The sequence below is a fragment of the Acinetobacter sp. 228 genome (assembly GCF_048147885.1).
The window spans coordinates 1-1,278 of sequence record NZ_JAYWYV010000329.1 but is presented as its reverse complement, the minus strand read 5'-3'; the positions used below and the strand labels follow the sequence as shown (position 1 = coordinate 1,278).

Sequence of the window (1,278 nt, the reverse complement as noted above, 5' to 3'; positions counted from 1 at the left end):
TTCTTTAAAACGTTGGCGAAACGGCAGACTTCGTCGTGTAATTCTTTATAAGAAACGATTTTATGACGAGAAGGATGATCACCTTCCCAAATAATTGCAGGTTTGTGAGGGTGTTCTTTAAGATGCCTGTCCAAGCAGTTTGCTGATACGTTCAACTCACCATCAGCAAACCATTCAATCTTGAAATTGTCTTTGTCAAAACTGGTATTTTTAACTTGGGTAAATGGCTTTATCCAATCGACAATTTTAGCTTGCTCTGCCCAGAATTCATCTGGGTTCTCGATAGAGTGTTGATAACGTTTAAAGTAGTCTGCTTCAACAGTACGAGCAGTTTTTTTAAATTCCTCTGGTACTGGATAGATCTCATTCATACGCAACTTCCTTGATCTTGTGCATCCCATCTCGAGACTGTGGCTATTATTTTACTGGATCTTATTTGTTTGCCTTTTCAGTATGATGACTCTTTCAAAGCCTAGACAATGCGACTTTGGTCATATATTAATCACTTACTCAAGCATACGAAATTGTGAACATTTTTATAAAATTAAGTTGATTTAAAACATTTGTCTATAGCTTTTACTTTTATAATTTTTTTAAGTTTTGATGGTTTTGACCATCAACAAAGTTTATTTTAGCTTTTAGAAGCAGTGCAGGAATAAAATAAGATGTTTGCCGAAACTCCCTCTTCACGTCCACCTCAACTCCCGTTTAAAGACAGCCCTTTTTCAATTCATGGCCGCTTTAACCGAATGAGTTATTTGGGTGGATATGGCCTGATTTATTTAGTCACAATCGTGGGCTATTTTATACTGGCTTCGTTTCTTGGAAGTTTTCAGCTTTCAAGTGATCTATTTAATTTTGAATTTTACAGCTCTCTCTCCGGTATAAGTGCTTTAATGGTCTGGGCTTTCTGGCTATTTCTGATCTATCTCAACATTATTTTGGTCGTTCGACGCCTACATGATTTAAATAAAAGTGGCTGGATGGGACTACTGTTATTTATTCCGGTCGTTCAGTTCTTTTTTATGCTTTATTTACTGCTTGCTTCTGGTACAGCGGGCACTAATCAATATGGTCCCGTTCGGCCTTCAACATTTATAGAAAAACTGATGGCTTGGCTTATTTTAATCGCTATTTTAATTAGCCTTATTTCTACAGCAGGCTTTTTTTACTACTTCTCTGGTACCGATACTATTCAAACCCCGACACAAATCTTACAAAAAGGAACGGAATACTTTTAATTAAAAAACACTTTATTATTTAGATGAACTCATTATA

General features: G+C 36.0%; 2 protein-coding genes. One reads left to right on the top strand and one right to left on the bottom strand.

All coding sequences use genetic code 11. The features are described 5' to 3' along the window. Positions 1 to 371 (bottom strand): acetyl-coenzyme A synthetase N-terminal domain-containing protein (locus tag VXQ92_RS18685; protein ID WP_416682812.1); only part of this gene is annotated, 371 nt, incomplete at its 3' end. A 294-nt stretch (positions 372 to 665) separates the two neighbouring features. Here VXQ92_RS18685 and VXQ92_RS18680 point away from each other — a divergent pair. After that, on the top strand, positions 666 to 1,241 hold the full coding sequence (locus tag VXQ92_RS18680; RefSeq protein ID WP_000457175.1) for a DUF805 domain-containing protein: 576 nt from the start codon (positions 666 to 668) through the stop codon (positions 1,239 to 1,241). Positions 1,242 to 1,278: the final 37 nt, after the last annotated feature.

Bases quoted from the DNA above. Each gene is read 5' to 3' on its own strand.
- VXQ92_RS18680 (WP_000457175.1), top strand. From the start codon at position 666: ATGTTTGCCGAAACTCCCTCTTCACGTCCACCTCAACTCCCGTTTAAA.